This window comes from Lentzea roselyniae (assembly GCF_039537795.1).
Taxonomy (GTDB): domain Bacteria; phylum Actinomycetota; class Actinomycetes; order Mycobacteriales; family Pseudonocardiaceae; genus Lentzea; species Lentzea atacamensis.
On record NZ_BAABBE010000004.1, the window covers coordinates 151666 to 178016 of the forward strand.

The following is a 26351-nucleotide window of genomic DNA, read 5'->3' on the forward strand; positions in this document are numbered from 1 at the left end:
GCAGAAGATCCGCTTCGGCGACCGCGAGCTCGGCATGAAGGTCACCGGTGTCCGGCTCGGCCGGCAGCGCCCGATCAAGCTCGGCGAGAGCCAGTACGACGTGGCCACGATCTCCGCGCAGGACAAGGCGTTGCTGGAGGTGCGGCTCGAGGCCACCGGCAACCTGCCCGACACCGCGGGCGGCAGCATGACCAAGGACCTGATCACCGTCAAGCTCCAGGACGGTTCCACCGCGCCACAGGTCGGCGCCCGCTACGACGGCGGCCCGCTGCCGTTCGCAATCGTGGTCGAGGTGCCCGCCGACACCCGCTCGGTCTCGGTCGGCGTGGAGACGGGCGAACCGGTGCTGCCGCGCGTGGGCAAGACCGCGGTCTCACCCGTCGACTCGCGCATCACCCTCGCCCTGGAGTTCTGAACTGGTGGTGTGTTCACGAACCCTCGTCGGTCCATTTCGTGTCCAGGAGGTGCCCCACTGGGCGCGAAACTGACTGGCGAGGATTGTGAACACACCACCAGCATCGCGGCGAGCGCCAGCCAGCCGACGATCACCAGCACGAGCCCGCCCCAGCCCCACTCGCCGTACGCGGTGCTGCCGGACGTGCCCCCGACGCTGCTGCCGACGTAGAACCCGCACAGGTACAGCCCGGACGCGTGGCCGCGGGCGTGGGCGGGAGCCCGCGCGCCGACCCAGCTGCTCGCGATGGCGTGCGAGGCGAAGAAGCCGGCGGTGACGACGGCCAGCCCGAGCGGCACCCACAGCAGGCTCGCGACCGTGCCCACCGCCACCACCCCGATGGTCATGAGCAGCACGCGTCCGCGTCCGAGCCGGTCGGCCAGCCTGCCCGCGAACGCCGCCGACGTGCTGCCGAACGCGTAGAAGAGGAAGACCAGCGACTCCAGCCACGACGGGCCGGTCAGCTGGAAGCCCGCGACGTTGTAGAACGAGATGAACGCGCCGACCATCAGCACGGAGACCACGTACAGCGAGAGCAGCACCGGGTCCTTCAGCGCCGCCTTCATGCCGCGTGGCGCCCGCTTCGGCGCTACCCGGGCACGAGGCAGGAAGAAGACGACGACCAGCGCGGCCGCGAGCCCTACGACACCGCTGAGCAGGATGGATCCGCGCCAGCCCAGCCAGTCCGCGGTCGTGCCCGAGAGCAGGCGGCCGACCATGCCGCCCACGCTGTTGCCGGCGATCATGGCGCCCATCGCGGCGCCGAGCCTGCCCTTGTCGAGCTCGTCAGCGAGGTACGCCATCGACGCCGCGGGCACACCGGCCGCCGCGATGCCCTGCAGCACCCGCAGCACGAGGAAGACGTCGTAGTCCGGCGCGAACGGCAGCACCACGCCCAGCACACCCGCCAGCAGGACGCTGACCACGATCACCCGCCGGCGCCCCACCCGTTCCGACAGCATCGCCACCGGCACGACCACCACGGCCAGCGCCAGCGTCGCCGCGGACATCGCGAGCGACGCGCCACCCGGTCCGAGGCCGTACTCGGCGGCGATTTGCGGCAGCACCGGTTGCGGCGCGTACAGCAATGCGAAGCATGCGAGCCCCGATGCGGCGATGGACGCGGTCAACCTGTTCACGCCTTCGACGCTAAGCCATACGTCCAATACGGAAATGCGGCAAAATCAATACGTGGACGAATTGGATCTGGCCCCGAAGCTGGCAGTGCTGAAAGCGCTTGCCGCCGACGAGCACGTGACCCGTGCCGCAGAACGCGTCGGACTCCCCCAGCCGACGGTCAGCCGCTGGCTCGCGGAGCTCGGCGACCAGCTCGGCGCGCCGATCGTCGTCAGAACCGGGCGGCGCGTCCGGCTCACCCGCGCAGGGCGTCTGCTGGCGGAGGCCGCGACGAGATCACTCGCGGCGCTCGAACCCGGCCTGCGCGCGGTGGAGGAGGAGCTCGACCCGGAGAAGGGCCGGGTGGTGCTGGGCTTCCTGCACATGCTCGGCCGGTCCGTGGTGCCGGAGCTGGTCCGCGGGTTCCGCGCGGAGCACCCGCACGTCCGGTTCGGCCTGGTCCAGAACGCCCGCTACACGGTGGTGGAGAAGCTGCTGCAGGGCGAGATCGACCTCGCGCTGGTCGCCCCGCCGCCCGACGGCCCCGAGTTCTCCTCCGAGGTCCTGTTCGAGCAGGAACTGATCGTCGTCGTGCCGTCCACGCACCGCCTCGCCACCAGGAAGGCCGTGCGGCTCAAGGACCTGGCGGACGAGGAGCTCATCGTGCTGGAGCACGGCTACGGCCTCAGGCAGATCACCGACGACATGTTCGCGAAGGCCGGCTTCACGCCCAGGATCGCGTTCGAGAGCCAGGAGATCGAGACGGTCAGGGGCCTGGTCGCGGCGGGTCTCGGCGTCGCGCTCCTCACGCACGCCGAGACCACGCCGCCTGCCGGGCTGCGGGAACTGCCGCTGACCCCGCGGGCGGGCCGCGTCTTCGGGCTGGCCTGGCTGAAGGACCGCCCGTTGCCGCCCGCGGTACGCGCTTTCCGCGACCACGCCCTCAGCGGCTCACGAGGTCCAGCGCTGAGTCCCTGACCACGTCCGCAGGTACGACTCGGCCCCGCCGAGCAGCTCCTGCACGAGCTGGTCACCACCGAGCCTGCGCACCTGCTCGACCCAGTCCGGCACGAGCCCGACGTGCGCGCCACCGTCGGTGTTGATGTCCCACACGCGCTCACCGGTGCGCTGCCGGTCGACGAGAGGCCCGTCCGGGAAGCTCCGGAACGGGTAGGTGACGCCGGTGCGCGGCGACGGGTGCGAGCCCACGCCGTTGTAGTCGGTGCCGAACCCGAGACCCACGCCGTACTTCTGGCGCAGCGCCGCGGTGGAGGCGGCCTGCGAGACGAACCCTTCGGCGTCGAACTCGTACGACGCGACGAAACCGCCGAGCTGGTAGACCTTCTCGGTCCACTGCGCGTCCATCCAGCTGTGGCTCGACAGGATGCCGGGGTAGCGGGCCCGCGTCGCCAGGTCCAGCGTGCGAGACGCGGCCTTCACGCTCATGTGGTCGATCTCGATCATCATGTGCCGCTTCATCATGCCCTGCACGGCGTACTCGCCGAGCGACGTCAGCCCGCGCACGTTGCACCGCTTCGCCGGGTCGTACGCCGGTGCGACGGCGCTGGCCGGGATCAGCGCGTTCGCCGGGGCGACGCCGATCGGGTTGTCCTGCTGCGGGCCCGCGCACTTCTCGGTCTTCCACCACGTGCCCGTGCGGAGGAACTGCGCCGCGTTGATCACGCCGCCCTGCACACCGGAGTCGAACCGCACGCCGCACAACGCGTTGTCGTACTTGTGGCACAGGAAGATGCTGCGGACACCGAGCGCGTGGACCTCGTCCAGCCCGCGGTCGATGGCGGCCTTGCTGCACAGCGGGAGGTCGAGCACCTGCCGGCAGCCGAAGAGCTCAGAGGTCTCGATGCCGAGCACGACGGCGAGCTTGCCCTGTTCGATCACGTCCCTGGCCTGCTCCGGCGAGGTGACGATGCGGAACCAGCCCTTGCCGGGCCCGCCGAACTGCTTGTCGACGAAGGCCTGGAGCTCGTACGTGCGCTGGGCCTGCAGCCGCACCGACGTCATCTCGTCGCACGAGCGGTCCTTGAACGGGTAGATCACGCACAGCTCGGCGTTGCTGGTCAGGTCGGTGACCAGCACGCGCTGCCCGCCGCGCCACGCCCGTTCCAGCCAGGCGTAGTAGTTCTGCTGGTGCGAGACGGTCTTGTAGGACGGCCAGTCCCTGAACGTCGGCCAGCCCACCGGGTCGTGCCCGTCGAAGTCCGACGTCACCAGCGCCTCGAAGATCGCGCCGAGCCCCGCGGGGTGGTGCTCGGGGCAGTCCTTCAACGCGTCGGCCGCCCCCTGCTCGGAGAACGGCTTGCCGCAGATCAGCCGACCGCCGAACGCCTCGTTGGTCATCAGGTGGTTGTGCGCGTCGACGAACCCGCGCACCCGGCCCTGGTCGTCAGTGCCCTTGAACGGCTCCCCGGTCACGTTGATCTGCGAGTCCTGCGCGGGCCTCGCCACCGGCTCCCACCAGGGGCTGCTCGCCGAGGCAGGGGCTAAGGCGGCGACGAACAGCGTCGCGGCGAGGACGAGTCGAAGGATCACGAGTAGCTCCAGGGGACGTGAGGGAGACCACATCATGCCCCGGAACTGCCGCGTCTCATATGGTCTGATCGTCGGTAACTCAGTGCCGCGCGAACCTTTCGGCCAGCTCGACGAGCGTGCGCGCGCTGAAGCCCGTGGCGCCCGCGACGACCTCGTCGTAGACCTTCTCCGAACGGGCGGGGCCCGCGATGTCGAGGTGCGCCCACGGCACGTCACCCGCGAACTTCTGCAGGAACAGCGCCGCCGTGATGCCACCGGGGCCGGGCGGGCACTGCTTGTAGTCCGCGATCTCGCTGTTGACGGCCTCGACGTGCTCTTCCAGCAGCGGCATCCGCCACCACTTCTCCCCGGCCCGCTCACCCGCGTCGATCACGTCCACGGCCAGCGAGTCGTCCGCGGTGAACACGGCACCCGTGCGCAGGCCGAGCGACACCTTCATCGCGCCGGTCAGCGTCGCCACGTCCACGAGCAGGTCCGGCTTGAGGTTCTTCACCGCGTACGCCATCGCGTCGGCCAGCACCATGCGGCCCTCGGCGTCGGTGTTCTGCACCTCGGTGGTCGCGCCGCCGTAGTGCCGCACGACGTCGCCCGGCCGGTACGACGAGCCGCTCACGTGGTTCTCCGCACACGGCACGAGCCCGGTGACCTTGATCGACAGCTGCCTGCGGGCCACGGCCATCAGCGCGGAGATCACCGCGCCGCCGCCGGCCATGTCGGTGCGCATCAGGTGCATGCCGTCGGCGGGCTTCACCGAGATGCCGCCGGTGTCGAACGTGATGCCCTTGCCGACGAACACCAGGTGCGGAGCGTTGCTGCCGCCGCCGTCGTAGGTCAGCTCCAGGAACCGCGGCGGACGGGAGGAACCGCCACCGACCGCGAGCACGCCGCCGAAGCCCTGCTGCCGCAGCCACTTCTCGTCGCGCACGACGGCGGACAGCCCGTCGACCTTCTCGGCGAGCTTGGCGGCGGTGGTCGCGAGCCAGCGCGGGTCCTTGACGTTGGACGGCGCGTTCGCGAGATCTCGGGCGAGCGAGGTGGCCGTGGCCAGCGCGTGGGCCTTCAGCGCGGCCGAGGTCAGCACCTCTTCGAAGCCGGTGTCGCCGGTGACGAGCCGCAGCGAACCGACGCGCTTCGGGGCGACCTCGCCGGTGACCTTGAAGCGGTAGCCGCCGAGCGCGGCGCCCAGCACGAACGCACGCACCTTCTCGGCGTCGAAGTCCGGGGTCAGCAGCACGTCGGTGGTCCTGGGGGCGTCCTCGCCGCTCAGCGCGCGAACCAGCGCCGCACCCGCCACGCGGTAGTCGCTGAGCGTGCCCGTGCCGACACCGAGCGTCCACGACTCGCCGTGGCGCACCGTCTCACCGGCCTTGCCGGTGAGATCGGACACGTCGATGCCGTCGCCACCCGGCCCCAGCGCCGGACCCGTGGCCGCGAGCACGACCACAGGGACGTTGCGGCGCGAGGTGGTGGCCACCTCGACGTCCACGAGCTTGGTTGGCACTGACGGAACCGTCGACCCCACGACTGACCCTCTCCCCATGAATTTGTGACCGCCAAGTTTCCCCCAGGTGCTGTGGCCGTCTGCTTTCGCCCCGTATTTCGACGTTCAGACGGGTGCGTCGAGGTGCCCTGCAGAGCGTCGGGCGCGGGCTGTCACAGCACCGCCGGAACGAAGCGATGCCCCGGCCTCCACTGTGGAACTCACAGCGGAAACCGGGGCTCGGTGTTTCTGGTGCTTCTCGCCGGGAGGCCTCAGCCGGCGGCGGCCTTCAGCGCGTCGCCCAAGGCGCTGGCCTCGTCCGCCGACATTTCGACGACGAGGCGCCCACCACCCTCGAGCGGCACGCGCATGACGATGCCGCGTCCCTCCTTGGTGACCTCGAGGGGACCGTCGCCGGTCCGGGGCTTCATGGCCGCCATCGCGTGCTCCCTCCGTCAACATCTTCCCCGTCCGGCCAGGCCGGATCTGCTCCATTCTCCCCTATCGCGACTCAGGGGCGAAACCGAACCGATCTTTTGGCGAGTTCGGGTGACATTTGTTGATCTTGCTTTCACCCTGATCAGTACCCCTTTTCACGACAACGCAACACTTTCGGCACGGCCGGTCGTGTCGTGACAGACTGGGCCGGGTGCGAGCCCGTTCCGCGCTCTTCGACGTCTACGGCGGCCACCTGCGCGAACGAGGTGGTGCCGCCACCATCGCCGCCCTCGTCCGGCTGCTCGAGCCCCTGGGATTCGCCGCGCCGGCCGTGCGCACGGCTGTTTCCCGGACGGTCAGGCAGGGCTGGCTGCATCCCGTGCGGCTGCCCGACGGGCCTGGCTACGCGATGACACCTCGCGGGGAACGAAGGCTCGACGAGGCCGCCGCCCGCATCTACCGCACCGGGCCGTCCACGTGGGACGGTCGCTGGCACGTCGTGGTGCTGGAGGAGATGCCCGGCCGCGACTCGCGGGACCACCTGGCTTCGGAGCTGCAGCTGCTCGGCTACGGCGCGCTCGGCCCTGTGACGTGGATCGCGCCCCGCCCGTCGCCGGAACTGGCCGACGTGCTCGCCGCCGAGGGAGTTCTCGCACGAACTTTTCACGGTTCACACGACGGCGGGGACGCCGAGCTCGCGGCGAAGGCCTGGGACCTGGCCGAACTCGGCCGCGACTACGCCGCCTTCGTCGCGCACTGGCAGCCGCAGGTGTCCGTTGTGGACGAAACCGACGACGCGGCGGCGTTCGCGGCGTCACAGCAGCTGCTGCACGCGTGGCGCAAGTTCCTGTTCCGCGATCCCGGTCTTCCTGCTGAACTGTTGCCACCGGACTGGCCGGGGCACGCGGCAGCGTCGTTCTTCGACGAACAGACACTGCGGCTGGCACCGGGCACGAGTCGTTTCGTCGACGAGTGCCTGCGGCCGGTTCGCAACGTTTCCACTGCTTGATGGAGGTCCAGTGTCCGAGCTCCTCGTCGACGACGCCGATGGTGTGCGCACGTTCACGTTCAACCGCCCCGAGTCGTTCAACGCCTTCACCATCGCGCTGAAGGAGTCGTTCCTCGACGCGCTGCGGGAGACGTCGGCCGACGCCTCGGTGCGCGCGGTGGTGATCACGGGTGCGGGCAGGGCGTTCTGCGCGGGTCAGGACCTCAAGGAGCACATCGGGTTGCTGCAGGCGGGTGACCCGGCGCCGCTGCACACCGTGGAGAAGCACTACAACCCCATCGTGCGCGAGCTGATCGGCATGCCGAAGCCGGTGATCGCCGCGGTCAACGGCAGCGCGGCCGGCGCGGGCGCGTCCTTCGCCTACGCGGCTGATCTGCGCATCGCCGCCGCGTCGGCGAAGTTCCTGATGGCGTTCGCGAACGTCGGCCTGACCGCGGACTCCGGTGCCTCGTGGACGCTGCCGCGGCTGATCGGCCACGGCCGCGCGATGGAGATGATGATGCTCGCGCAGCCGGTCGGCGCCGAAGAGGCGTTGCGGATCGGCATGGTCAACCAGGTCGTGCCGGACGAGGAGCTGCTGCCGACGGCGAACGCTCTCGCGGCGAAGCTCGCCCAGGGCCCGACGACGGCCTACGCGAAGATCAAGGAAGCGCTTGCCGCGGCGGCGGACGGCACGCTGGAGGACGCTCTCGAAGCCGAGCGCCGCACCCAGGCCGACTGCGGCGCGACCGAGGACCACCGCGAGGCGGTCGACGCGTTCGTGAACAAGAGGGCGCCGAAGTTCAGCGGGCGCTAGTGGAGGAGCGACTCGACTGTGGCAACGCCGGCGGAGCGGTGCGGGTCGGCGACACCGTCCGCAAGCCGGCGGCACCCTGGACACCCGCTGTCCACGAACTGCTCGACCACTTGAGGGACAAGGGGTTCAGTGGGGCGCCACGCGCCGTGGGGATCGACGAGCGAGGCCGGGAGATCCTGACCTTTCTCGACGGGGAGACGATCGGCAACCGCAGACCGTGGCCGCGGTGGGTGCACGCCGACGAGACTCTCGACCAGGTCGGCGGGTGGCTGCGTGCCTACCACCGTGCCGTGGCCGACTTCGCGCCCTCATCCGGCGCCGTCTGGCGGGGTGGAGGCAGGTGGGAACCGGGGCTCCTGGTCGGCCACAACGACGCGGCGCCGTACAACGCGGCCTGGCGGGACGGGCGGCTGACCGGATTCTTCGACTGGGACTTCGCCGGGCCGGTCACCGCCGAGTCCGACCTCGCCTTCGCCGCCTTCAGCTGGGTGCCGCTGCACGCCCGGCACGTCGTCGAGGCCGAGGGGTTCACCGACTTCGCTGTACGCCCCCGCAGGCTCCGCCGCTTCCTGACCGCCTACGGCTGGTCCGGGCAGGCAGAGGACTTCCTGGACGTCGTGCGCGCGAGGATCATCGCGCAGGCCGAGGGCATCCGCGGCCTGACGGACGACCCGGTGTTCGCCGAGATGGTGCGCAACGGTGTCGTGGACTCTTTGGACCGCGCAGTCGAGGAGCTGGACGGCTTCACGGTGACGTGATCGCCGTAGCGCGGAAACACGTGGCGATGTGGTCGTCCACCATCCCGGTGGCCTGCATGAGCGCGTAGCAAGTGGTGGGGCCGAGGAACCTGAAGCCGCGGCGCTTCAGTTCCTTGGCCATCGCCTTGGACTCGTCGGTGATGGCGGGAACGTCCGCAATGGTCGCAGGACGCTCGTGGTCGGAAGGCGCGAACGACCACAGCAGAGCGTCCAGGTCGACGTCCTGCTCAACGATCACGCGGGCGTTGTGGATCGCGGCGTCGATCTTCATCCGGTTCCGGACGATGCCCGCGTCGGCCATCAGCCTTTCCACGTCGGCCGGCCCGAACTCCGCGACCAGCGCCGGGTCGAAGTTGCCGAACGCGGCGCGGAACGCGGGCCGCTTGCGCAGGATCGTGATCCACGACAGCCCGGACTGGAACGCCTCCAACGACATCCGCTCGTACAGCTCGTTGGTGCCGTGCAGCTCCACGCCCCACTCGGTGTCGTGGTAGTCGATGTAGTCCGGGGTGGAATCACCCCACGGACAGCGTGAGATCTCGGGAGCGGTCACCGGTACTCCTCGGCGAAACGGGCGAACCGCCGCAGCGACCGGCGCAGCATCAGCACGAAGAGCGGCTTCACCACCGGGAAGAAGAACGGCACGTCGAGGCGTTCCGTCCACACGAAACGGCTGCCGCGCACGGCGAACACGCCCGTCCCCCGCACCACGCGACCCAGATGCTCGACCTCGACGGCGTGCGGAGGGTCCCACCGCGTGATGCGCATGCGGTCCGACACGCCGAACGTCACCGCGTCGATCTCGCTGCCGACCGACCTGCCATCGCCCGCCACGACGGACACGCGGGTCCCGAACACCCACTCCGACTGACGTTCCCAGTCGGTCATCGCGCGGAAGATCGTGTCGGGCGGTGCCGCGACCTCGGCGGTCAGCTCAAGCTCGGTCACTGCTCTCCAGTTCCTCGACACGTGCCCGGAGCGTCTCGACCTCGGTCGCGAGCCGCTGCAGCACCCAGTCGACCTCGTTCATCTTGTAGCCGCGGAACACCTGCTGGAACTTCAGCTCGCGGACGTCCTCCGCGGTGATGTCGTCCGACGGCAGCCGCGTCGGCGAAGCTCCGGGCGGCAGCGGCGCGAGCTCCTCGCCGCGCCCGAACACCAACGCCGCGAGCAGGAACACCACTGCCGCGACGGCCACCATCACGATCAGGTAGAGAAGGGCGTTGGTCACGCGACGATCGTGGCACAGCTCAGGCAGCGGCGAGCGAGCAGACCGAGCCGAATGATCACGGTCCACGTGATCAGGCTGGCGATGCTCATCGGCAGCGACTGCATCAGCCGCGACGCGTCGACGTGCGCGGTGGCCGCGATGATCGCGACATTGCCCAGCAGCACCACGCCCACAGCCAGGATCGCGATGGACGCGGCGAGCTTGGCCAGCAGTTTCGTGTCGTACTTGCGCGCGAGGATCCGGCCGAGGACGAGAGCCACCAGCGCCACGCCCGACGCGGCACCGCTGGTCATGTCGTTGGCCTTGGCGATGACGAGGTACCAGGACGGCGTCGGGGTGCCGAGGTCCTGCCACGGGCCGACGAGCAACATCCGGCCGTACTCCCACGCCATGTGCATCAACGGCAGCACGATCGCGAGCCAGACGAGCGTGCGCGTGCCGTACGCGACCGCGAGCTCGGCCTGGTACTCGTTCGCGATCTCGCGGACCGGCCCGAACTCCTCGACCGCGCGCTTCTTCGCTTCCTGCTCGGTCAGGCCGCGGCCGAGGTGCGCCTCGGTGGCGTCCTCGAGGCTGTCGCGCGTCTCGGTGAGCAGGTCGCGGACCTGCTTGCGCGAACCCTGCAACCGTGACCCGAGATCGGTCACGTAGCTGTCGATCACGTCTGTGCCCACTTGCCGCCCCCTCCCAGCACCCCGTCGATGACCGTCGTGAACTCGCGCCACGCGCTGCGCTCGGCCTGCAGCGCCCGCTGGCCCGCCTGCGTGAGCCGGTACGTGCGGCGTTTGCGGCCGCCGACCGTGCTCCAGTCGCTGGTGACGTGGCCTGCCCGCTCCAGCCTGCGCAGCGCCGGGTAGACGGTGCCCGTCGGAAGGTCCAGCGCACCTCCGCTGCCCTGCTGCAACGCCTCGATGATCGCGTAACCGTGCAGCTGCCTGCCGTCGAGCGTCGCCAGCAACAACGCGTCGAGATGGCCGCGTAGGGCGTCGGGCTTCATGAGTAGTGACTCTACTGATGCGGGGCCTCTGGCGACCCCTGAGATGTCCCTGATTTCGGACGTTCGCACTGGCGTCCGGGCAGCGGAATCTGTTGCTCTGCAGGCGGTTCGGGCGCCTGCAAGTACTACCAGCCCGGAGTTGGCGGTACTTGCGGGCGCGCCAGCAGCAGGCCCGTCAGGGGCGTCCCTGAGTTCTCCCTGAGATCGGCGCAGGAGCGTTCATAAGTAGCTGCCCTACATATAGCTTGCCTACTTATGAGTGCAGTAGACCTCGCCCGACTCCAGTTCGCGTTGACGACGTCGTTCCACTTCCTGTTCGTGCTGCTCACGCTGGGCCTGGTCACCCTGCTCGTGATCATGCAGACGCGGTTCACGCTCACCGGCGCACCCGTGCACGAGCGGATGACGCGGTTCTGGGGCCGCATCTACGTGATCAACTACGCGCTGGGGATCGTCACCGGCATCGTCATGGAGTTCCAGTTCGGGCTGAACTGGTCGGGCCTCGCCACCTACGCCGGCGACGTGTTCGGGGCGCCGCTCGCACTGGAGACGCTGATCGCGTTCTTCCTGGAGTCCACGTTCCTCGGGCTGTGGATCTTCGGCTGGGGCAGGCTCAACCGCTGGGTGCACCTCGCGTTGCTCTACCTGACCGCGCTCACGGCCTTCGCGTCGGCGTTCTGGATCATGGCGGCGAACGGGTTCCTGCAGCACCCCGTCGGCTACCGGGTCGACGGGAACGTGTTGCGGCTGGAGGACTTCTCCGCGCTGCTGAGCAACCCGACGTTCACCTCGGCGCTGATGCACGTGGTGTTCGCGTCGATCACGGTCGGCGGCGTGTTCCTGACCGGGGTGTCGGCGTACCACTTCATCAGGCGCACGCCCGAGGTCGACTTCTTCCGGCGGTCGCTGCGGATGGGTGTGGTCACCACCGCGCTGGCCACGCCGTCGCTGATCGGGGCGGGCTTCGCGCAGTTCCCGGTCATCGCGCAGTACCAGCCGGGCAAGTCGGAGGCGGCCCCGTGGATCGGCGCGCCGCTCGGGTTCATGATCCTGATCGGGATGACGCTGACGATGGTCAGCTGGCTGACGCTGCCGCTGCTGATCAAGGACGCCGTGATCAGGATGCGCTTCCCGTTGTACCTCATGGTGATCGGCATTCCGCTGCCGTTCGCGGCCGCGATCTTCGGCTGGCTGTTCCGCGAGATCGGGCGGCAGCCCTGGCTGATCTACGGGCTGTTGCGGACCGAGGACGCGGTGTCCCACGTGGACGCCTCGCAGATCCTGTTGTCGCTCATCGTGTTCACGTCCCTGTTCGTGGTGCTGGCCTGTGTCGACTGGGCGTTGATCGCACGTGCGGTCCGCCGCGGTCCGGACGTCGCGCCTGCCCCCGTCTCGCCGTTGGTGGTGACTCTCTGATGGAAACGCTCTGGCTGGTCGTGCTCGGTGTGCTCACCGTCGGGTACTTCGCGTTGGCGGGCTTCGACTACGGCACCGGCTTGCTGCTGCCGTTCCGCGGGCGCGCCGAGACGTTGCAGCGGATGACGCCGTTCTTCCTGGGCAACGAGGTGTGGCTGGTCGCCGCGGTTGGAGTGCTGTTCGCGGCGTTCCCGCGGCTCGAAGGTGAGCTGCTGTCCGGCGCGCACAGCACGTTCACGCTGATCCTGGCCGGGTTGGTGCTGTTCATGGCGGCGGTGCAGCTGCGGCTGTGGTGGTGGCTCGTGTTCACCGGCGCGCTGACGGTGTCCGTCGGCTGGGGCCTGTTCCTGGCGCACCTGCTGGACGCGCCGTGGCCAGTAGCCCTCGTCATGCCGGTGCTGTTCGCGGCGCACGGCTGGGTGTTCCAGCACCGGCGGTGGGCGCTGTTCCCGGTGACCGCGCTGCTCTGCGCCCTGCCGATCCCGCTCGCGTTCAGCTCGATCGACGTCACCGGTCTCATGGCCCACCCGGACACGCTCAGCCTGCTCGCGTGGGTCGCGATCCCGATCATCCCGCTGGTGGTGGTGTTGCAGTGGTCGACCGTCGCCATCTCCTCGCGCTGATCCCGGTCCCGTTCCTGGTGCTGGCCCAGGCAGAGCTCCTGGCCTCGGCGCTCAGCGGCGGAGGCGGGTATCTGTTGCTGTGCCTGGTCATCGGGCTGCGGGTGTTCGTGTGGTGGGTGCACCGCGAGTGGGCCCACCGGAGTGCCGAACGGACTCGCGCACGGCTGAGACAGGCTTTCCTGCGCTCGCCGGGAACCAAAGCCGGCGAGGTCGCCACGCTGGTGACGCGCGGCGTGCACGACGTCACGCCGTACGTCGTCGGGTACCTGCCACAACAGGTGCTGGCCGTCGTGGTGCCGCTGGCAGTCGTCACGCGGCTCGCGTTCGCCGACCTGACAGCAGCGCTGACGATCCTGCTGACGCTGCCGCTGATCCCGATCTTCGGTGCGCTGGTCGGTGCGCACACCCGTGAGCGGACGGCCCGCCAGTGGGCAGCGCTGGCCACGCTCGGCGGGCACTTCCTGGACGTGGTCAAGGGCATCGGCACGCTCAGGGCGTTCGGACGGGCCGAGGCGCAGTCCACAACGGTCCGCGAACTCGCCGCGCGGCACAGGACCGAGACGATAGCCGCGCTCAGAGTCGCGTTCCTGTCGGCGTTCGTGCTGGAGCTGGTGGCCACGATGTCCGTTGCGTTGGTCGCGGTGCCGGTCGGGCTCAGGCTGCTCGACGGCGGCCTGCCGCTGCACACCGCGTTGCTCGTGCTCTTCCTCGCCCCGGAGACGTTCCTGCCGCTGCGGGCCGCCGGAGCGCAGTACCACGCGAGCGCGCAGGGCCGTGCGGTGCTGGCCGAGGTTCCGGCGCACACCGAACACACCGGGACGACCCCACCGGACCTGGCGCGTGCCGAGATCGTGTTCGACGACGTGAGCGTGCGCAGCCTCAGGAACTTCTCGCTGCGGATCGAGCCGGGCGAACGGATCGCGCTGGTCGGGCCGAGCGGCGCGGGCAAGAGCACGGTTCTGGGACTGCTGCTGGGGTTCGTGCAGCCGGACGAGGGCCGCGTGCTGATCGGTGGCGTGGACTTGCGCGAGATCGACCGCAAAGCCTGGCTGGAGGCGCTGTCGTGGGTGCCGCAACGGCCGACGCTCGTGCCCGCGAACCTCTCGTCCGGCGAACAGCAACGGGTCGCATTGGCCAAGGCGCTGGACCGGCAGCAGGCCGGGTTGTTCCTGCTGGACGAACCGACCGCGCACCTCGACGCGGAGACGGAGTCCCTCGTGCTCGAAGCGACCAGGGAGTTCACCCGAGGTCGCACGGCCGTGATCGTGGCGCACCGGCCGACGCTGCTGAACGAGGTCGACAGGGTGGTGACGGTGTGAAGCTCGCGATCCTCGTCGGAACACTCGCCGAACTGGCGGGCGTCGGCCTCACCGCCACGGCGACCTGGCTGATCATGCGCGCCGCCGAGCACCCGCCGATGCAGGCGCTGACCGTGGCCGTCGTCGCGATCCGCACGCTCGCGCTGGCCAAGGGCGCCCTGCGCTACCTCGAACGCCTGACCAGCCACAAAGCCGTGCTCAGCGAGGCCGTCGAGCTCCGCGGCAAGGTCTACGACGACCTGGCGAACCGCACGCACATCCCGTCCGGCACGGCGTTGACCCGCATCGTCACCAACGTCGACCAGCACCTCGACACCAGGCTCCGCGCCACCCTGCCGTGGATCACCGCGACGCTGGTCGGTGCGATCGTCGCGGTCTTCTCCGGCTTCTCGCTGCCGCTGATCGCCGGTCTGCTGATCAACCTCGCCCTGCTGCCGTGGCTCGCCATCCGCAAGCCGGAGGACCTCACACCGTTGCGCGCCAAGCTCACCGAGCAGACCACCGAGCTCGTCCACAGCAAGGAGGAGCTGATCGCCTACGGCCTGTTCGACGAGAAGCTCACCGAGGCCACCAAGACCGTGAAGGCGTTGTCCCGCAAGGAACGCACCCGCGACCTGACACCGCTGGCGATCGCCGTCCAGTTCGGCGCGGCTCTGCTCATGCTCGCGCAGCACGAGCCCGCGTGGCTGATCATGGCCGCCATCGCGACGTTCGAGATCACCATCCCGCTCGCCGCCCTGACCAAGCCGACACCGGAACCCACCGACGAGCCCGAACCGGCCGTTGTCACCGAAACCCCGGCACTGCAAGGCAAGACCGCGATCGTCGGCCCGAGCGGCATCGGCAAGACCACGTTGCTCAACGCCATCGCCCGCCAGCTCGAACCCAGCAAGGGCGCACTGGCCGACGCCCACGTCTTCCACACGACGGTCCGCACCAACGTTCTGCTGGCCAAACCCGATGCCACGCAGGAGGAACTGGACCGCGCGGCCGAGATCGCCGAGCTCGACCTCGACTGGGACCGGGTCGTCGGCGAACGCGGTGAGGAGATCTCCGGCGGTCAGCGCCAGCGCCTGATCCTCACCAGGTCAGTGCTGGCGAACCCGGAAGTCCTGCTCATGGACGAGCCGACGGAAGGCCTCGATCCCGAACAGGCAGACCGGGTCCTGAAGAAGGTCCTCGACAGCTGCCGGGGCACCGCACTCGTCGTGACGCACCGGGAAGAGCAGCTAGCGCTCTTCGACCACGTGCACCATCGGGGGCCGGTCCGCCACGAGCACGTCGGTCGAGTCGGGTAGCCACTCCCCGCCGACCTGAACGAACTGCGTGAGAGGCCCGGAGTCCAGCGGCACTCCGCACCGGGCCAACGCGGTCCCCATGATCTGCGACGACATCACCCCGAGCTGCAGCAACGACCTGTTGCGGTGCTTGCGCACACCCAGGTTCACCTGCGCCAGCGCGGACAACCCGTAGATCCGGTGCACGTCCAGCAACAGCCCGATCTCCACGCCGTACCCGGCCGCGAACGGCACGGACTCCAAAAAGGACCGGGTGGCCGCGTACTCGCCGCCGAGCGGTTGCACCACACCGGAGAGCTCCGGCCGCAGGGTGTTCAGCAACGGCCGCGCCACCAGCTCGGTGACCCGCCCGCCACCGGTGCTCTCCAACCGCAACGGCCGCCGGTAGAAGCCCTTCACCAGGTGCACGTCCGGAACGTCCAGCAGCGGCCCGAGCAGCGCCGTGACGAACGCGGTCTCCGGTTCCACCAGATCGGAGTCCAGGAACACGATCAGATCACCGGAGGTGGCGGCCAGCGACCGCCAGAGCACCTCCCCCTTGCCGGGCAACGGTTCCAGCCACGGCACGACGTCCTCGCGCCGCACCACCCGCGCCCCGGCGGCGGCAGCCACCTCGGCCGTCCGGTCGGTCGAACCGGAGTCCATCACGACCAGCTCGTCGACCAGCGTCCCGAGCAACGGCCGGACCACGCCGACGACGTCGCCGACGGTCTCTTCCTCGTTCAGCGCGGGCAGCACCACGGACACGGTCCGGCCGCGCTTCGAAGCCACCAGATCGGCAACCGTCCACGACGGCTGCTGCCAGGTGTTCGTGGCGAACCAGGCCTCGACGGCGGGCAGCATCAGGCGAGCGCCCGCACCGCTCGGGCGGGCGGACGAGTTCCCGTCACGCTCGCGACCATCTCCACGACCTTCCTCGCCTGCCGTACGTCGGAGGCACGAATTGCGCGTGCTCCGGACATCGCAGCCACTGTGGCAGCCGCGAGAGTGAAATCCTCATCCCCCGCGGGGATCGTCACCACATCCAACGTTTCGCTGAGCGACGGCAGTTCCAGACGGCCGTCGAACTCAACGACATCGGCACCGTCATCAATGACCCGATCGAGGGCATCAGCGCTGGTCAGATGCGCGACCACCAGCACCCGGTCTTTCGGCAGCTCAGTGATGCGGAATCGGTTCACGCCACCCAGCGTAAACAGTGACCTGACTCACACACTCTTGCTACTCCCGAGTAGGTATCTGCTTTACTCCCCGGTAACAACCCTGTGTGATCTACGTCATGGTCAAGGAGGACCAGCGTGCGACGATCACTTGTTCTAGTCCTGGTACTCCTCACCACCCTGCTCGGTGCTCCGGCCGCCATCGCGGCTCCCGGGCACTCCATCACCTACCGGTCGATCTCCGGCGTCGGTGGCACCACCCTGAAGGCCTTCGTCATCGAACCGACCGGGCTCGGCAACGGCCCGTTCCCGTTGCTCGTCATGCCGGCCAGCTGGGCGGTGCCGAACATCGAGTACGTCGGCGCGGCGGCCAAGCTCGCCAAGGAGTCCGGCTACGTCGTCGTGAGCTACACCAGCCGCGGCTTCTGGGACTCCGGCGGTGAGATCGACATCGCCGGTCCGGACACCGTGAACGACGTCAGCAAAGTCATCGACTGGGCCGTGGCCAACGCCAAGGCCGACGTCACCAAGGTCGGCGTCGCGGGGATCTCCTACGGTGGTGGGCAGTCGCTCCTCGCCGCGGCCAACGACCCGCGCATCAAGGCCGTCGCGGCGCTGAGCACGTGGACCGACCTGGCCCGCTCGCTCTACCCGTACAGCACCGTGAACAAGCAGGCCGTCGAGCTGCTGCTGGCCGCAGGCCACGCGACCGGACGCCCCGGCCCCGTGCTGCTGGAGGCGGAGGACGCCTACCGCGACGGCAGGTTCTGGGAGGTCGTGCCGATCTCCGCGGGCCGTTCGGCGGCCTCGAAGATCGCGCAGATCAACGCCAACGGCACCGCGGTGATGATCGGCAACGCCTGGAACGACGGCATCTTCGCGCCGGGCCAGGTCGCGGACTTCTACTCGAAGCTCACCGGACGCAAGCGGCTCATGCTCTCTCCGGGTGACCACGCCACCGCCGAGCTCTTCGGCGCGGCCGGGCTGCCCAACGAGATCTGGGAGTCCGTCGGCCGCTGGTTCGACCGTCACGTCAAGGGCGCGGCCAACGGCGTCGACGCAGAGCAGCCGGTGCAGCTCAAGCCCAACAACGGCGGCGCGTGGAAGAAGTTCGGCGCGTGGCCCGCGGGTCCCGCCGACACGATGCAGCTCGACGCCAGGAAGATCTACGCGGGCTGGGGCACCGTGGCCGACAGCGGCACGATCCTGCTCTCCGGTGCGCTGCAAGGGTTCCTGAACATCCCGACCGGGGTGGCGCTGCCGTTCATCGACCGCAACCTCGCGGGCGTGTGGAGCGGGCCCCAGTACCCGAACGGCGCCACGCTCGCGGGCACGCCGAAGCTGAAGGTGCAGGTGACGCCCAGCGCGGAGACGACCACGCTGTTCGCCTACCTGTACGAGGTCGGGCCGCTGGGCCTGGGCTCGCTGATCACGCACAAGCCGATGAAGGTGACCGGTGCCGGCCGCACGCAGACGCTCGACGTCGAGCTCGAGCCGACCGTGTGGAGCGTCGGCGCGGGCAACCGGCTGGCGCTGGTGATCGACACGGTCGACCCCCGTTATCTCACCGAATCGACGCGTGGTTCAACTGTCACCTTCGGACCGTCGAGCTTGACGGTGCCCAAGGCGTAAGAATGTCCGGGTGGACTTCACCAGGCAGCAGGTGCTCTTCCACCGGATCCATCAGCACGAGCTGGACCGGCGGGTCGCAGGCGCGGCCGAGCTGGCGGTGTTCTCCCTGGGTGTCCAGGACAACACCTCCGGCTCGGCCCTGCTGAGTCTCGCCGCACGGCTCAGTTCGCCGTCCACGGACGAGTTCACCGTCACCTGGTCGGTGCGGGGCGCTCCTCACCTGCACCGCGCCGGTGAGCTGAAGGCGTTCGCCCGCGCGCTGTGGCCGTGGAGCGACGCGGACGCCCGTGCCCGCGCCGCACGTCCGAAGGTGGACGACATGGTGGCGGCGTTGCGGCACATCGCCACGGCGATGCGGTCGATCGTCACGAAGCCGATGACCAAGGGCGACGTCAGCAAGGCGCTGACCCCGTTGGCGCCCAAGCAGACCATCGAGGCGTGCCGGAGCTGCCAGACCGAGCACGTCAGCGACCCGATCTTCCGGCTCGGCGCACTGCCCGCCGGCCTCCGGATCCTTCCGGAGGAGAAGACCGTGACGTTCGAGCGCATCCACGGCTGGCCGGGCATCCCGCGCAAGACCGCGGGCTTCGACGAGCTGGTGCACCGCTACCTCACGCTGCACGGCCCCGCCGGACCGTCCGAAGTGGCCGGTTACTTCGGCACGACCACCCGCGAGGTCAGGAAGCGGTGGCCGAAGGAAGGCCTCGTCGAGGTGACCGTCGAGGGCAGGCAGGCGTGGCTGCCGGAGGACGTGGAGATCGTCGACGCGGAACCGCCGGACGTGCGCCTGCTGCCGCCGACCGACCCGTACCTGCAGGCCCGCGACCGGGACCTGCTGCTGCCGGACAAGGCGGCGCAGAAGGACATCTTCCGCATCCTGGGCCGCCGCGGCGCGATCCTGGTGGACGGCGAGATCGCGGGCTCCTGGCAGGGCAGGGTGGTCTCCGGCAAGCGGTTCGAGGTCACGGCCACGCCGTACCGCCCGCTGCCGGATCTCCTGCCGGAGACCCAGATCCTGGCTCAGGCCAAGGGACTAAGCGACGCAAGCGTCAAGAGCGACTGACACGTCGTCCGTGACGACGAGCGACTTCAACGCGGCGTGCGACACGAACCCCTTGTCGCGCAGGTGCGTCAGCCAGTCGACGAGTCCCTTGTAGTGGTCGTCGACGTCGAGCAGCACGACGGGTTTGGTGTGCATGCCCAGCACACCAGCCGTCCACACCTCGAAGAACTCCTCGGCGGTACCGATGCCACCGGGCAGCGTCAGGAACGCGTCCGCCTTGTCGTCCATCATCTTCTTGCGCTCGCGCATGGTGTCGACGACGTGCAGCTCCGTCGACTCCCGATCCGCGATCTCCCTGGTGGCCAGCCCCTTGGGAATCACGCCGTACGTGTGCGCGCCGCCGGCCCTGGCTTCCCGCGCCACCGCCCCCATCATCGACGTCTGCCCGCCACCCCAGACGAGGTTCCAGCCACGTGCCGCGATCTGGCGCCCCACCTCGGCGGCGAGGTCGATGTAGGTCTGGGGCACCGTGGCAAGACTGCCGCAGTAAACAGCCACGTACATCAGTGTGTGTCCGCCCATGCCTGGTGCGCTTCCTTGACCACGCGCACCGCGTCCTCGATGTCGTCGGTGAGGTGCAGCAGTGCGAGGTCCTTCTCGCCGACCTTGCCGCCTTCCAGCACCGAGCTCTTGACCCAGTCGTACAAGCCCTGCCAGTAGCTGCGGCCGAACAGCACGACCGGGAACTTGGTGACCTTCTTCGTCTGCACCAGCGTCAGCGCCTCGAACAGCTCGTCGAGCGTGCCGAACCCACCCGGCAGGCAGATGAACGCCTGCGAGTACTTGATGAACATCGTCTTGCGCACGAAGAAGTACCGGAAGTTCACACCGAGGTCGACCCACGGGTTGAGCCCCTGTTCGAACGGCAGCTCGATACCGAGCCCGATCGAAAACCCACCGGCCTCCGAACACCCCCGGTTGACCGCCTCCATGGCACCGGGCCCACCGCCCGTGATCACCGCGAACCCGGCCTCGGCCAGCGCCCCGCCGAGATCACGCCCGGTCTGGTACTCCGGGTGGTCCCGCCCGGTCCGGGCAGACCCGAACACGGTCACCGCACTGGGCACCTCGGCGAGCGCCCCGAACCCTTCGACGAACTCGGCCTGAATCCGCAGCACCCGCCACGGATCCGTGTGCACCCAGTCCGAGGGCCCACGCGAATCCAGCAACCGCTGGTCCGTGGTGGTCAGCTCGTCGCGGCGCCCACGCCGCAACACGATCGGCCCGCGCATCTTCTCTTTGGGACGCTCGTCCACCACGTCGTTCTCGTCTTCCGTCATCACTGAGATATTAGTGATCAGGCAAGCAAAAATCGCTTAAGCACGTCGAAACACCCGGTGATCTGATGGACCGGCACGTGCTCCTCCCTGGTGTGCGCCAACGTCGGATCCCCAGGCCCGAAATTGACCGCGGGCATGCCCAACGCCGCAAAGCGAGCCACGTCCGTCCACCCGAGCTTGGCCACCGGTGTCCCCCCAGCAGCCTCGACCAACTCCTGCGCCGCAGGCGCGTGCAGCCCGGGCAACGCCCCAGCCGCGAAGTCCGTGACCGCAACCTCGAACCCGTCGAAGACCTCACGCAAATGCTGCTCGGCCTGCGCCACCGACCGATCCGGCGCGAACCGGTGGTTGACCGTGAGCACGGCCTCGTCCGGCACCACGTTCCCGGCCACCCCACCGCTGATCTTCACGGCCTGCAGCCCCTCGTGGTACCGGCACCCGTCGATCTCGGGCTGCCGAGGCACGTACGCCTCCAGCCGCCGCAACGCCTCCCCCATCCCGTGGATGGCGTTGACCCCCATCCACGACCTGGCGGTGTGCGCCCGCTTCCCACTGGTCCTGATCTCGATCCGCATGGTCCCCTGACACCCGGCCTCGACCGTCCCGTTGGACGGCTCACAAACGATGGCCAGGTCCCCCATCAACCATTCGGAAAGCTCCCGCTGAATGCGCGTGAGCCCGTTCCGCTCGGCCTCGATCTCCTCGCAGTCGTAGAACACGAACGTCAGATCGTGTCGCGCGTTCGGACTGAGGGCCGCAACGGCCAGCATGACCGCGTCGCCACCCTTCATGTCCACGGTCCCGCACCCGTGCAGCACGTCCCCTTCACGCCGGCTGGGAAAGTTCAGGTTGATCGGCACGGTGTCGAGATGCCCCGCAAGCACCACCCGCCGCTCCCGCCCGAGGTGTGTCCGCGCCAGCACGGCGTTCCCTGATCGAGTGATCTCCAGATGCGGCGCGTGCAACGCCAACGACCGCTCAACCAGATCCGCGATCTCCGCCTCCTCCCCGGACACGCTGCGCACATCCACCAACGCAGTGGTCAAATCAATCGGGTCGGCGAAGAGATCAAGGGTGTCTGACACGCCGTTCACCCTACTCATCCACCTTCCCCACTAGCCCGTTCGGCCGATACCGTGCGCTCCGTGATCGAGCGCACACTCCTGGTCATCTCCCTGACGCTCATGGCCACCGGCTGCGGCGAGCCCCCGGTGGCCTGCGCCCACCAGTGCGGCGAGATCCGCTCCCTCTTCACCGCTCCCTGCGGCTCCCAGCACAGCGGCACCCCGGCCGACTGCGCCACGTGGGTGGCCAGGGTCAGCTCCATGACCCGCAAACTGGACCAGTCGTTCCAGGGCAAGCAGGTCGAGGACGACGTGCGCGAGGCCCTCCCCCGCCTGATGACCGCCGTGGGCGACTTCGAGGCCCACAAGTGCGGCGAAGTGCGCGTCGACAACGTCTCCAGCACCGACGCCCGCCAGTCGAAGTGCAACGAGGCCCTGATCGCCACCAGGGGCGACCTGAGCTCCCTGTACTTCAGCGCGGAAGTCCCCGGCTAGGCCACGGCTAGGCCGGGAGCCGCGGAGGGCCACCGCTCCCGGCCGGTCGGGGCCGCGGTCAGATCCGGGTCATGGTGGACGGGTAGCCGCCCCCGCCGGGGTAGACCCATTCACCGGTGACCGTGGTGCCGTCGGCGCTGGAGGTGCCCCGGTAGTAGGCCGGGCCGCCTTTCGCGCCGCCCCAGATGGTCAGCGTGTCGCCGGTCAGTTCGTAGACGTAGTCGAGGGTGTTGCCCATCGAGTCGTAGAACCGGGACGCCACGTCCGCCCCGGCCGGCTCACCGAACGGGCGCAGGTTGCCGATCACCTCCATTCCGGTGACCGGCTGCCCGAACTGGGTGAGCTCGACGTGCTGGAGCAGGAAGAACCGGCCGGGCATCCACTCGTACCGCACGGTTCCTTCGGCACCGCCGGTCACCTTCCAGGTGCCGACCAGCCGGTCCAGGGCTCGCACGTCAGCGCTCGGCTGGGTGATCGTCTCGGTCATCTCGTCCTCCTCGGCTTGCTTGCTGTGTGCCGGTACCTCGGAGCTGGCCCCTGCGCCTCGACATCCCTTTGTGGTGACGCAGGCCACATTCGCGGGAGGTCGAGATCCACGTGGCGGCGACGTGGTTGCGGCGAACACTCACCAAACCGCTCCCGAGGAGGAGTCATGGTCGCCGTCCGCACTGCCCCCGTTGCCCGCCGGTCGTCCGGGCGTCTGCTGATCGCCGGTGCCCTTGCCGGGCCGGTCTTCTTCACCTCGGTGGTCGCCCAGATGCTCACCAGGGAGGGCTTCGACATCACCCGGCACCCGATCAGCCAGCTCTCCACGGGCAGCCTCGGCGGGCTCCAGGTCGCAACGTTCGTGCTCGCGGGCCTGGGCTGCCTGGCACTGGCGGCGGGTGTCCGGCGCACGCTCACCGAGGGAGCCGGCAGGCGGGTGCTGCCGGTGTTCGTCGGGATCTTCGGAGCCGGGCTGGTCGCCGCCGGCCTGTTCACCATGGACCCGGAGAACGGCTTCCCCGCCGGCACCCCGGACGGACCGGTCGCCCGGATGTCGTGGCACAGCATCGTGCACTCGGCAGCGGCCGCCGTCGCGTTCACCGCGTTGGCCGTCGCCGCGATCGTTCTGGCCGTGCGATACGCCCGGCTGCGTCAGATGCGGCCCGCGGTGTCGAGCGGGGCGGCCGCCGTCGTGTTGCTGCTGCCCATGTCGCCGGAGTTCATGAGCATCCAGATCGCGGTGAACGGGCTCGTGGCCTTCACCTGGACGACCGTCGTCGCCTTGTCCCTGCGCAGTGCCGCCTGAGCTGCGTACCGTTGCCCGAGACGATCGACGAAGAGGAACCATCGTGAAGTACCTGCTGCTCAGCTACACCCCGGCCGCCGCGTGGGACGCCGGCACCGCCGACACTCCGTCCGAGGAGGCGCTGGCCGCCTTCGCCGTCTACCAGAAGTTCGAACAGGAACTGCGCGAGACCGGTGAGTTCGTCAGCAGCGAAGGACTCGGCCACCCCGCGGTCAGCACCACGATCCACAAGAGCGCGGACGGCGTGGTGGCGACCGACGGGCCCTTCGCCGAGCTCAAGGAGGTCCTGGCTAGCTTCGCCGTGATCGACGTCGCGAGCCACGAGCGCGCAGTCCAGATCGGCGCGCGCATCGTCGAGGCGCTGGGTGAGCCCATCGAGATCCGCCCGATCATGGGCGACGACTTCGGCGGGGGCTTCACCGCGTGAACGGCAGCGCCCCCACCATCGAGCACCTGCTGCGCACCGAGGCGCCGCAGGTGCTCGGCGCGCTGGTGCGGCGCTTCGGCCAGTTCGACATCGCAGAGGACGCGGTGCAGGAGGCGTTGCTCGCCGCGAGCCGGACGTGGCCTGCCGACGGGGTGCCGGAGAACCCGCGCAGCTGGCTCATCCGCATCGGCTACCGCAAGATGGTCGACCTGCTCCGCTCCGAGCAGGCCCGGCGCAGGCGCGAACAGGAAACCGGCCTGGCCGAGCTGGCCATGCGCGAACCAGCCCGTGACGCGGGCCCGCCACCGAACGTCGACGACAGCCTCACGCTGCTGCTGCTCTGCTGCCACCCCGCGCTCAGCCCCACGTCCCAGGTGGCGCTCACGCTGCGCGCGGTGGGTGGCCTGGCGACCGCCGAGATCGCCCACGCCTACGGCACCACCGAGAGCACCATGGGCACGCGGATCAGCCGTGCCAAACAACAGCTGGCCCGCGCGGGCGCTCGCTTCACCCCGCCCGGCGCCGACGACCGGGACAGCCGGATCACCGCGGTCACCCAGGTGCTCTACCTGATCTTCAACGAGGGCTACACCACCTCGTCCGGCGACCGGCTCACCCGCGTCGACCTGACCCAGGAGGCGATCCGGCTCACCCGCATGCTCCGCGCCACCCTGCCCGCCGACGACGCGATGACCGCCGAGGTGACCGGCCTGCTCGCGCTGATGCTGCTCACCGAGGCACGACACGCCGCCCGCACGGGCGACGACGGTGAACTCGTGCCGTTGGAGGAACAGGACCGGACGCGGTGGAATCGCGACCTGATCCGGGAAGGCACCGAGCTGATCGACAGCGTCTGGCCACTGCGCCGGCTCGGCCCGTACCAGATCCAGGCGGCGATCGCGGCCCTGCACGCCACCGCCCCGTCTCCCGGGCAGACCGACTGGCCGCAGATCGCCGGGCTCTACCTGTGGCTCGAACGGCTCACGCCCACCGCTCCCGTGCGACTCAGCCGAGTCGTCGCGGTGGCCCAGGCCTACGGCCCGGAACGAGGCCTCGCACTGCTCGACGACCTCAACCGCACCCACCACCTGGACCAGAACCCGCTGACGCACCAACGCGAACGCGCCGTCCGCGCGCACCTGCTCCAGATGACCGGCAACACCACGGGCGCCGCGGCCTTCTACCGGCAGGCGGCCACCCTCACCGACAACCACGTCGAACAGCGGTACCTCCACGACAAGGCCGACCACCTCGACCCGCCGGATCGCCGATGAAGCCGCCACATCGCTCAGTTCCGTGACAGAGGGGCAGCGCCCCCGGCGCCACCCACCAACCCGAACCCACCCGACTAGGCTGCACCACCGTGAGCACCGCATACGGCATCGGCTTGGCCACAGTGACCCCGGACGGCACCGTCCTCGACACCTGGTACCCGTCCCCAGCCCTCACCGACGCACCGGCGGAGGTAGCCGCCGAGGTGGCAGCAGAGGCGGCAGGCCTGGCCACCACCCGCCTGTCGTCCGCGGAGATCGCGGAAGCCCTCGGCGAGTCCGCCGCCAAGCTCCTGGGCGAGGACCCGGAGCGCAACGTCGAGATCGTGGGCGTGAAGGTCACCATCGACCTGACCACCGCCCCACGAGACACCTACGACGTCTGGCTGCGACTCCACCTGCTCAGCCACCGCCAGATCCGGCCCCACGGCGCCAACCTGGACGGCCTCTTCGGCCTCCTGACCAACGTCGTCTGGACCAACCACGGCCCGTGCGCGGTGGACGGCTTCGAACAGACCCGGATCCGCCTCCGCACCAGGGGCCCGGTCACCGTCTACGGCGTCGACAAGTTCCCGAGGATGGTCGACTACGTGGTCCCGTCCGGCGTCCGCATCGCCGACGCCGACCGGGTCCGCCTGGGCGCCCACCTGGCCCCCGGCACGACGGTCATGCACGAGGGTTTCGTCAACTTCAACGCCGGCACCCTGGGCAGCAGCATGGTCGAGGGCCGCATCTCGGGCGGCGTGGTCGTGGGAGACGGCTCCGACGTCGGCGGCGGCGCCTCGATCATGGGCACCCTCAGCGGCGGCGGCAAGCAGGTCATCAGCGTCGGTGAACGCTGCCTCCTGGGCGCCAACGCGGGCCTCGGCATCTCCCTCGGCGACGACTGCGTGGTCGAGGCGGGCCTCTACCTCACCGCGGGCACCAAGGTCACCCTCCCTGACGGCGAGGTCGTCAAGGCACTGACCCTCAGCGGCCAGAACAACCTGCTCTTCATCAGGGACTCGGTCACCGGCAAGGTCCTGGTCAAGCCGCGCAAGGGCACCGGCGTCGAGCTGAACGCCGCGCTGCACGCGAACGACTGAGCAACGCGCTTCTGGACTGAGCAGGGAGGAAACTCGGTGTCTGGGGCCCGGTCTGCCGAGGCAGGCTGGGCCCGTGCCGTTCTGATGGCTGTCGCGGG

At 69.5% G+C, this 26351-nt stretch carries 30 protein-coding genes; 15 read left to right on the forward strand and 15 right to left on the reverse strand.

Going from position 1 to position 26351, the window contains the following annotated elements; translation table 11 throughout:
* Positions 1–252: 252 nt before the first annotated feature.
* Positions 253–1593, reverse strand: a complete 1341-nt coding sequence (locus ABFX45_RS08245; RefSeq protein ID WP_233439212.1) for an MFS transporter — start codon at positions 1591–1593, stop codon at positions 253–255.
* Positions 1594–1645: 52 nt separating this feature from the next.
* Here ABFX45_RS08245 and ABFX45_RS08250 point away from each other — a divergent pair, with 52 nt between their 5' ends.
* Positions 1646–2548 carry a LysR family transcriptional regulator gene (locus tag ABFX45_RS08250; protein ID WP_233439211.1) on the forward strand — a complete coding sequence of 301 codons (903 nt, stop codon included), beginning with the start codon at positions 1646–1648 and terminating at the stop codon, positions 2546–2548.
* Here the strand turns inward: ABFX45_RS08250 and ABFX45_RS08255 are convergent.
* The 3 genes from ABFX45_RS08255 to ABFX45_RS08265 form a co-directional block, all read right to left on the reverse strand.
* Entirely contained in the window at positions 2522–4120 is a 1599-nt protein-coding gene (locus ABFX45_RS08255) for an amidohydrolase family protein (RefSeq protein ID WP_215732497.1), read from the reverse strand. The genes ABFX45_RS08250 and ABFX45_RS08255 overlap by 27 nt on opposite strands.
* A 79-nt stretch (positions 4121–4199) precedes the next feature.
* Positions 4200–5621 carry a leucyl aminopeptidase family protein gene (locus tag ABFX45_RS08260; RefSeq protein ID WP_428834106.1) on the reverse strand — a complete coding sequence of 474 codons (1422 nt, stop codon included), beginning with the start codon at positions 5619–5621 and terminating at the stop codon, positions 4200–4202.
* 251 nt (positions 5622–5872) lie between these two features.
* Positions 5873–6040, reverse strand: coding sequence for a DUF3117 domain-containing protein (locus tag ABFX45_RS08265; protein ID WP_065914675.1), 168 nt, complete (start codon positions 6038–6040; stop codon positions 5873–5875).
* 209 nt (positions 6041–6249) lie between these two features.
* Here ABFX45_RS08265 and ABFX45_RS08270 point away from each other — a divergent pair, with 209 nt between their 5' ends.
* Genes ABFX45_RS08270 through ABFX45_RS08280 form a run of 3 tightly spaced genes read left to right on the forward strand, consistent with a single transcriptional unit; the run spans position 6250 to position 8601 of the window.
* On the forward strand, positions 6250–7047 hold the full coding sequence (locus ABFX45_RS08270) for a PaaX family transcriptional regulator (RefSeq protein ID WP_109632422.1): 798 nt from the start codon (positions 6250–6252) through the stop codon (positions 7045–7047).
* Positions 7048–7057: 10 nt separating this feature from the next.
* Complete coding sequence (locus ABFX45_RS08275; protein WP_346128771.1) at positions 7058–7843, forward strand: enoyl-CoA hydratase-related protein; 786 nt, start codon at positions 7058–7060, stop codon at positions 7841–7843.
* A complete protein-coding gene (locus ABFX45_RS08280; RefSeq protein ID WP_346128773.1) occupies positions 7843–8601 on the forward strand; it encodes a phosphotransferase in 759 nt (252 codons plus the stop codon). The genes ABFX45_RS08275 and ABFX45_RS08280 overlap by 1 nt, the downstream gene beginning before the upstream one ends.
* Here the strand turns inward: ABFX45_RS08280 and ABFX45_RS08285 are convergent.
* Genes ABFX45_RS08285 through ABFX45_RS08305 form a run of 5 tightly spaced genes read right to left on the reverse strand, consistent with a single transcriptional unit; the run spans position 8588 to position 10829 of the window.
* Positions 8588–9154, reverse strand: a complete 567-nt coding sequence (locus ABFX45_RS08285; RefSeq protein WP_346128775.1) for a DNA-3-methyladenine glycosylase I — start codon at positions 9152–9154, stop codon at positions 8588–8590. The genes ABFX45_RS08280 and ABFX45_RS08285 overlap by 14 nt on opposite strands.
* On the reverse strand, positions 9151–9549 hold the full coding sequence (locus ABFX45_RS08290; RefSeq protein WP_109632418.1) for an SRPBCC family protein: 399 nt from the start codon (positions 9547–9549) through the stop codon (positions 9151–9153). Before ABFX45_RS08290 ends, ABFX45_RS08285 begins: the two co-directional genes overlap by 4 nt.
* Positions 9536–9832 carry a DivIVA domain-containing protein gene (locus ABFX45_RS08295; RefSeq protein ID WP_109632416.1) on the reverse strand — a complete coding sequence of 99 codons (297 nt, stop codon included), beginning with the start codon at positions 9830–9832 and terminating at the stop codon, positions 9536–9538. The genes ABFX45_RS08290 and ABFX45_RS08295 overlap by 14 nt, the downstream gene beginning before the upstream one ends.
* Positions 9829–10506, reverse strand: coding sequence for a permease prefix domain 1-containing protein (locus ABFX45_RS08300; RefSeq protein ID WP_109632413.1), 678 nt, complete (start codon positions 10504–10506; stop codon positions 9829–9831). The genes ABFX45_RS08295 and ABFX45_RS08300 overlap by 4 nt, the downstream gene beginning before the upstream one ends.
* Entirely contained in the window at positions 10491–10829 is a 339-nt protein-coding gene (locus tag ABFX45_RS08305) for a PadR family transcriptional regulator (protein WP_109632411.1), read from the reverse strand. Before ABFX45_RS08305 ends, ABFX45_RS08300 begins: the two co-directional genes overlap by 16 nt.
* 255 nt (positions 10830–11084) lie before the next feature.
* On the opposite strand from ABFX45_RS08305, the gene ABFX45_RS08310 reads away from it, so the two are divergent.
* From ABFX45_RS08310 to ABFX45_RS08325, 4 genes are read left to right on the forward strand one after another with little or no spacing between them, the layout of a single operon-like run.
* Positions 11085–12245: a cytochrome ubiquinol oxidase subunit I gene (locus ABFX45_RS08310; RefSeq protein ID WP_346128779.1), complete on the forward strand. Its 1161-nt coding sequence runs from the start codon at positions 11085–11087 to the stop codon at positions 12243–12245.
* Entirely contained in the window at positions 12245–12868 is a 624-nt protein-coding gene (locus ABFX45_RS08315; protein WP_109632407.1) for a cytochrome d ubiquinol oxidase subunit II, read from the forward strand. Before ABFX45_RS08310 ends, ABFX45_RS08315 begins: the two co-directional genes overlap by 1 nt.
* The gene (locus ABFX45_RS08320; RefSeq protein ID WP_346128781.1) at positions 12838–14187 is read left to right on the forward strand and encodes an ABC transporter ATP-binding protein/permease; all 1350 of its coding nucleotides are present in this window, start codon (positions 12838–12840) and stop codon (positions 14185–14187) included. Before ABFX45_RS08315 ends, ABFX45_RS08320 begins: the two co-directional genes overlap by 31 nt.
* Positions 14184–15485: an amino acid ABC transporter ATP-binding/permease protein gene (locus ABFX45_RS08325; protein WP_346128783.1), complete on the forward strand. Its 1302-nt coding sequence runs from the start codon at positions 14184–14186 to the stop codon at positions 15483–15485. Before ABFX45_RS08320 ends, ABFX45_RS08325 begins: the two co-directional genes overlap by 4 nt.
* On the opposite strand, the gene ABFX45_RS08330 is transcribed toward ABFX45_RS08325, so the two are convergent.
* Complete coding sequence (locus tag ABFX45_RS08330; RefSeq protein WP_109632400.1) at positions 15417–16328, reverse strand: glucosyl-3-phosphoglycerate synthase; 912 nt, start codon at positions 16326–16328, stop codon at positions 15417–15419. The genes ABFX45_RS08325 and ABFX45_RS08330 overlap by 69 nt on opposite strands.
* Positions 16328–16666, reverse strand: a complete 339-nt coding sequence (locus tag ABFX45_RS08335; protein ID WP_146231414.1) for a hypothetical protein — start codon at positions 16664–16666, stop codon at positions 16328–16330. The genes ABFX45_RS08330 and ABFX45_RS08335 overlap by 1 nt, the downstream gene beginning before the upstream one ends.
* A 117-nt stretch (positions 16667–16783) precedes the next feature.
* Here ABFX45_RS08335 and ABFX45_RS08340 point away from each other — a divergent pair, with 117 nt between their 5' ends.
* Together ABFX45_RS08340 and ABFX45_RS08345 are read left to right on the forward strand one after the other, a co-directional pair.
* Positions 16784–18277 carry a CocE/NonD family hydrolase gene (locus ABFX45_RS08340; protein ID WP_346128786.1) on the forward strand — a complete coding sequence of 498 codons (1494 nt, stop codon included), beginning with the start codon at positions 16784–16786 and terminating at the stop codon, positions 18275–18277.
* A 10-nt stretch (positions 18278–18287) separates the two neighbouring features.
* Positions 18288–19340 (forward strand): winged helix DNA-binding domain-containing protein, encoded by a 1053-nt coding sequence (locus ABFX45_RS08345; protein ID WP_346128788.1) that lies wholly within the window; start codon positions 18288–18290, stop codon positions 19338–19340.
* Here the strand turns inward: ABFX45_RS08345 and ABFX45_RS08350 are convergent.
* Genes ABFX45_RS08350 through dapE form a run of 3 tightly spaced genes read right to left on the reverse strand, consistent with a single transcriptional unit; the run spans position 19311 to position 21723 of the window.
* Entirely contained in the window at positions 19311–19838 is a 528-nt protein-coding gene (locus ABFX45_RS08350) for an LOG family protein (protein ID WP_411711465.1), read from the reverse strand. The two genes, ABFX45_RS08345 and ABFX45_RS08350, sit on opposite strands and share 30 nt — an antisense overlap.
* A gap of 5 nt (positions 19839–19843) precedes the next feature.
* Positions 19844–20620 (reverse strand): LOG family protein, encoded by a 777-nt coding sequence (locus ABFX45_RS08355; RefSeq protein ID WP_112228793.1) that lies wholly within the window; start codon positions 20618–20620, stop codon positions 19844–19846.
* Between the two features lie 17 nt (positions 20621–20637).
* Entirely contained in the window at positions 20638–21723 is a 1086-nt protein-coding gene (dapE, locus tag ABFX45_RS08360) for a succinyl-diaminopimelate desuccinylase (RefSeq protein WP_109632388.1), read from the reverse strand.
* A gap of 42 nt (positions 21724–21765) precedes the next feature.
* Here dapE and ABFX45_RS08365 point away from each other — a divergent pair, with 42 nt between their 5' ends.
* On the forward strand, positions 21766–22179 hold the full coding sequence (locus ABFX45_RS08365) for a hypothetical protein (RefSeq protein WP_346128791.1): 414 nt from the start codon (positions 21766–21768) through the stop codon (positions 22177–22179).
* Positions 22180–22237: 58 nt separating this feature from the next.
* Here ABFX45_RS08365 and ABFX45_RS08370 read toward each other — a convergent pair whose 3' ends face one another.
* Positions 22238–22666 carry a hypothetical protein gene (locus tag ABFX45_RS08370; protein WP_346128793.1) on the reverse strand — a complete coding sequence of 143 codons (429 nt, stop codon included), beginning with the start codon at positions 22664–22666 and terminating at the stop codon, positions 22238–22240.
* 165 nt (positions 22667–22831) lie between these two features.
* On the opposite strand from ABFX45_RS08370, the gene ABFX45_RS08375 reads away from it, so the two are divergent.
* The 4 genes from ABFX45_RS08375 to dapD all read left to right on the forward strand — a co-directional run bounded on the left by ABFX45_RS08375 (position 22832) and on the right by dapD (position 26253).
* Positions 22832–23470 carry a DUF998 domain-containing protein gene (locus ABFX45_RS08375; protein WP_346128795.1) on the forward strand — a complete coding sequence of 213 codons (639 nt, stop codon included), beginning with the start codon at positions 22832–22834 and terminating at the stop codon, positions 23468–23470.
* Between the two features lie 43 nt (positions 23471–23513).
* Positions 23514–23897, forward strand: coding sequence for a YciI family protein (locus tag ABFX45_RS08380; RefSeq protein WP_109632384.1), 384 nt, complete (start codon positions 23514–23516; stop codon positions 23895–23897).
* A complete protein-coding gene (locus tag ABFX45_RS08385; RefSeq protein WP_346128798.1) occupies positions 23894–25171 on the forward strand; it encodes an RNA polymerase sigma factor in 1278 nt (425 codons plus the stop codon). The genes ABFX45_RS08380 and ABFX45_RS08385 overlap by 4 nt, the downstream gene beginning before the upstream one ends.
* Positions 25172–25260: 89 nt before the next feature.
* Positions 25261–26253 carry a 2,3,4,5-tetrahydropyridine-2,6-dicarboxylate N-succinyltransferase gene (dapD, locus tag ABFX45_RS08390; RefSeq protein ID WP_109632381.1) on the forward strand — a complete coding sequence of 331 codons (993 nt, stop codon included), beginning with the start codon at positions 25261–25263 and terminating at the stop codon, positions 26251–26253.
* The last annotated feature ends 98 nt before the right edge of the window (positions 26254–26351 follow it).